Genomic DNA, 5,195 nt, shown 5'->3' with positions numbered 1-5,195 from the left:
AAGATATTTTCCCTGAATCTGATTTACCTCGCTTATCAGAGATGATTCAAGCTAGCAAAGGAATTTTTGAAATAGTAGCTGTCCGGAACGATCGCGAAGATTACGTCCGCACCTTAAAAGTTTGGCTGAAAAATCTGAAACAAAATCGAAAACAAGCAATAGATTTAGTAGGCGAAGAGTCAGTTGCCAGATATGAGAAATTCCTTGGTCTGTCTATGATTGGTTACCATACAGGAAAGAGTCATCTATTGCGCGTTACCATGCGTCGCGTTGACAACCCTGGTTTTTAATTCACTCAATATCGAAATCCAAAAGTCAAAAGACCAAAAATATAACCATGACTATTAGTCAATCCCAGATTATAGAAAAGTTGCCTCAACGTAAGATAGGGCAAGGCGAGTCTTTTCTTAAATTCAAGGAAGCTTGTAATGTGGAAAACTTCCCCCAAGCTTTTGCTGATTATGTGAGCGATAAAGGAGATATTTATTATTGGCAACCTGAAAAAATTCATGTAATCACGAAATACGAGGATGCTTGCACTATTCTCAACAGTTCTAACTTTACCGCAGATCGTAGTGCGTTCGTAATTTCCCAAATGCCAAATGTTGATATTTCCCTAGTAACATCATTCTTTTCAATTACTCAAAAAATGATGGTAATGAGTGATGGCAAAGATCATGAAATACGTCGCAAAAGTGCTTATATGGGAATTAAAGATCTTTGGGTTAATTCTTTTGAACCCACAGTTCGTCAAATGGTCAAATCACTCTTGGATGATGTAGTGGCAGAGCCGGAAGTAGAATTTGTCTCACAAATTGCCAGGGTGTTACCTAGTCAGGTCTTAGCAGAATTGTTTTGCATTCCACAAGCAGATCGAGACTTTTTTCGTAATTGTGCCGATACTATGACAGCTTTTTTTGGTGGTGGTGTTGCATACACAAATGATGTAGCCATTAAAACCAATAAAGTAGCAGTCAGTCTTCGAGAATACTTTTCAGACCTTATTCAAGAGCGGCGCAAAAGACCCCAAGATGATTTTATATCGGGAATGCTTGAAGCTCAGAAACAACTTAGTCTCTCGGAAGATGAAATTATTTCTCAGGCGACATTGATGTTGGTAGCGGGTCAGGTAACAACGACTGACCAAATTTGCAACAATCTATTCCTACTGCTGAATAATCCCGATATTCTACAATCTATTAGAGCTAATCCAGAATTGCTTCCTAATGCACTCGAAGAATTCAAGCGCATCGATCCAGCCGTAACTTTCCTATTCCGGGTGGCCAAAGCAGATGTAGTAATTAATGGGCAACAGATTTATGCAGGTGAAGCTGTATTCATTTCTAATCATTGTGTCAATAGGGATTTACCAGAAACAGAAAATCCCGAACAAATTTGCATTGAGCGTAAAGGGATTCGCAGTTTTGCTTTTGGATATGGCGCTCATTACTGTATTGGTGCGCGTCTTGGGCGACTTCAGATTCAGGAACTGTTTGCTTCTATGATTGCTCGCTTTCCTAATCTGCAATTGTCTCCCAAATCTCCTCCAGAGCGAGACCATTACTCTCTAGCATTTTCAGGCTTTAAAACATTGCCAATCCTTTGTCTTTAAACTGAAATAACTTTTCAAAATCACAGCAGTTTGGGAGTTAGTGAAGTACAAAATTTTATCACTATGAGTAAATCGGGAAGAGAGATTAGTCTTCAACTGTACCTCCCCCTCCTCAAAAGTGCTGTAAAAATTATTTATAGATATTTTATAAAAACAGTGTACAACATTACTACCAAGCAAGAATTGAACCAACAACTCCAATCTTCCTCATCAGTTTTTCCTAAACTTGCGGAAACTATTACACAAAAAAAACGATGGACGATAGAGGATATCCAGAATCTGATCGAGGATAGGCAGAAAAAACTCGAAAGTCAATCACTTTTTAAAGCTCTTGATAATTCTTCCCATATTGATGATTTACGAGCGATCGCTCCCCACTTTTACCGAAAATTTGGGTCTAAAGCCTCGCCCATAAGCGGGCGACTTTTTAGTTGATTTTATTTCTATAAATATGTTATCATACTGTTAGTTCAAATAGGAATTATGAAAGCTAGATTTAAGTATCGTATCTATCCCACACCCGGACAAAAATACCGATTAGCCAAGCTATTTGGTTGTGTCCGTGTGGTTTGGAATGATAGCCTAGCTTGTTGTCAACAACAGTATAGATCGGGAGAAAAGAAAACCACTAATTCTCAACTACAAAAAAAGTTTATCACTCAATCGAAAAAGACTGAATACAGAGAATGGTTATCAGAAGTTTCTGCTATACCATTGCAGCAATCTTTAAATGATTTAAACCAGGCTTATCAAAACTTTTTTAAATCGACTAAAGGCCAGAGAAAAGGTAAACCTGTTAAACCTCCTAAATTCAAAAGTAGAAAGTCGCTCGCAACTGCAAGATTTACAAAAGGAGGTTTTAAAGTTGGTCAGCATAAAGTCTATTTAGCCAAAGTTGGAAAAATCAAGATAGTTTGGTCAAGAGAGTTACCTGCTGCTCCATCATCAGTAACAGTAATTAAAGATTGTAGGGGCGATTCGCGAATCGCCCCTACAAGGTATTTCTTAAGTTTTGTAGTAGAAATACAACCAGAAATCTTACCTCAGACTGATAATTCAGTAGGTATAGATTTAGGCATTTCTACCTTTGCTACATTTAGTGATGGTACAAAGGTTGATGCTCCTAAGCCACTTAAGAAACGAATTAAAAAATTAAGAAAGTTAAGTAAGTCATTATCTCATAAAACTAAAGGCTCTAAAAGGTATGAAAAAGCACGGGTTAGAGTAGCTAAATTCCATGCAAAACTGAAAGATACAAGAACAGATTTTCTACATAAATTATCTACTAAAATAATTCGTGAAAACCAAACAATTGTTTTAGAAGATTTGAACGTTTCTGGTATGGTTAAGAATCGCAAATTATCCAGAGCAATATCAGATTTAGGTTGGAGAACTTTCAGAACATTCCTAGAAGGAAAAGCAGAAAAATATGGTCGTGATTTTAGAGTAATTAGTCGTTGGGAGCCAACATCTCAAACCTGCTCATGCTGTGGGTTTAAAGGTGGAAAATTAGACCTTCAGGTGCGAGAGTGGGAGTGTCTAAACTGTGGTGCAAAACACGACCGTGATGAAAACGCAGCAATAAATATATTAGTCGCGGGCGGGCAGTCCGAGACATTAAACGGACGTGGAGGCAAGTGTAAGACTACTGCAAAAGTAGCAGCAGCCAATGAAGCGTCAACCCACCGAAGAGCTAAGGCTCGGTAGGAATCCCCGTGCCTTTAGGCCGGGGAGGATGTCAATTCTTCGTCTTTGCATTCCAAGATATGCTACGGCTCACTCATAACCTAATTTCCGACTCAGCCCTCAAAAAAGTGGCAGCAAGCTTGATGGCAGAAGACGCAGGACACGAACAATGGTATTTGTTTGACATCGAACAACTGAATTGCACCCGGGATGTCCCCTGGCTCTTCGGAGTCACTCACCAACCTGTGCGAGACTTTGTTTATCAACTTATTGGCGCTCTTTTGCGTGTTAGCGATGACAGAATTCGCATTATCTTCCCATTGGTCTTAGAATCAACAGGAAAGGTGTTTTTTAAGCATCTAGTCCCGCTAGTTGATCGTTGTGGCTATAACCAGTCGCTACGCTATTTTGCTAGTTTTCATCAGGAAATTGAAATGAACCACAATATTTATCAAGATGAAAAAGAGGAACTGCATAACATTGAGTTTGATGATAATATATATCAGGAAGCGGTCGCTCTCATACAGCGATGCTTTGACTCTTTCGAGTATTTAGCAGACCATCTCGAACACCAACGAATCATCTTTGGAAATACCTAATAAACAGCAAAGTCCAAATAAATTTTTTTTGAGTGGATGAGATCTTTAACTTAAACTATGCTAATCTATACTCAAGAAACAACTTCTAAAATATCACAGGAGAAAAAATTATGTTATCACCGTTTGTACAACGAAAAGTTGCTATGGCATTCTACAAGTACGACCAATCGAAAAACGGACTTCTGGAGAAGGAAGACTTGCTACTGATAGGAAAGAAAGTAGCTGCATCTTTTGGTTTCAAGGAAAGCGATAGCAAATATCAAGAAATTCTTGAGAAGTATACCCTAGCTTGGGATCGTTATTTGAGCGCTGCTGACACAGATGGAGATGGAAAAGTCAGTCTAGTTGAATTTTTAGAAGCTCGGGCAAACATGGATTCTAGCCAAATCGAAAAAAATCTAGAATATAACAAATATATGTTTGATTGCTTGGATGTGGATGGAAGTGGCACAATTAGTTTCAAAGAATATCAGATATCTTTGAAAGCTCTGGGAGAAACCAACGAAGAAAACATTAAATTCGCATTTGACAGTATCGACACCAACAAAGATGGTACGATTTCGCGAGATGAATATGCCAAAGTCCGTAGCAATTATTTCAACTCGGAAGATATTGAAGATCCGTCTAAGTGGTGTTACGGAGCCTTCTAAGACTGATAAAATGTAATCAGTAATGGGTAACGAGTAATAATCTATTTCTCGTTACCGGGGAAAAAGTAGCAATTATGCAAGAAACCCCGTTAAGGTACTTGCGTTGGCGGAGCCTAGCGGCAGCTATATCGCGCTCTCCAATTAAACCGTTGAAAAATCGTTCTAAATTTCTGTACCAAATAAACTACAGTTTAACTGGTACACCCATTCATATACAAAACTTCACAAAATTTGATGGCTATAACTAATTCATAGTAAGCATTTCAGCCTTAGCGTGGTTTTCTGTACGATTGCTACTTTTCCCCCGTAAACACGCCAGAAGAACGAGCAGAAAAATTGGCAGCAAAATTAAGAGAATTGAATATCGATCCAGATACGATTGAGTGAACTGATTAAGTACGACTTTTTCCGATAGCATACTCTATCGGAAAATGCTACAAAGTCAGTTACAGCTTGACTGGCAGCAGTAGTAATATCATGTCTGGTTAAATACTTATAAATAATGGAATAGGGAGTAGGGACTCACGGTTCGCTTAAATCAAATATCTCTAGCCAAATAAATGCTTTCAAGTATAATCTAGATAAGCAGTTGAGAGAATAGAGAACCCCAGAATTGAAAGAAACCCAATCGGAAAGAGCTGATGACTT

Annotated in this window: 6 protein-coding genes; all 6 read left to right on the top strand. The window is 38.4% G+C overall.

Going from position 1 to position 5,195, the window contains the following annotated elements; translation table 11 throughout:
* Positions 1–290, top strand: a 290-nt coding sequence (locus F6K22_RS30800) for a class I SAM-dependent methyltransferase (RefSeq protein WP_293107006.1), incomplete at its 5' end; no start/stop codon positions are given.
* A gap of 47 nt (positions 291–337) precedes the next feature.
* Positions 338–1,612, top strand: coding sequence for a cytochrome P450 (locus tag F6K22_RS30795; RefSeq protein WP_293107004.1), 1,275 nt, complete (start codon positions 338–340; stop codon positions 1,610–1,612).
* Between the two features lie 156 nt (positions 1,613–1,768).
* Positions 1,769–2,047, top strand: coding sequence for a hypothetical protein (locus F6K22_RS30790; RefSeq protein ID WP_293107001.1), 279 nt, complete (start codon positions 1,769–1,771; stop codon positions 2,045–2,047).
* Between the two features lie 48 nt (positions 2,048–2,095).
* Positions 2,096–3,319, top strand: a complete 1,224-nt coding sequence (locus F6K22_RS30785; protein WP_293106999.1) for an RNA-guided endonuclease InsQ/TnpB family protein — start codon at positions 2,096–2,098, stop codon at positions 3,317–3,319.
* A 59-nt stretch (positions 3,320–3,378) separates the two neighbouring features.
* A complete protein-coding gene (locus tag F6K22_RS30780; RefSeq protein ID WP_293106996.1) occupies positions 3,379–3,897 on the top strand; it encodes a hypothetical protein in 519 nt (172 codons plus the stop codon).
* Between the two features lie 110 nt (positions 3,898–4,007).
* Positions 4,008–4,547: an EF-hand domain-containing protein gene (locus F6K22_RS30775; protein WP_293106994.1), complete on the top strand. Its 540-nt coding sequence runs from the start codon at positions 4,008–4,010 to the stop codon at positions 4,545–4,547.
* Positions 4,548–5,195 lie beyond the last annotated feature (648 nt).

It is taken from the genome of Okeania sp. SIO2F4 (assembly GCF_010672385.1).
GTDB lineage: Bacteria > Cyanobacteriota > Cyanobacteriia > Cyanobacteriales > Microcoleaceae > Trichodesmium.
This window is presented reverse-complemented; position numbering and strand designations above follow the sequence as displayed.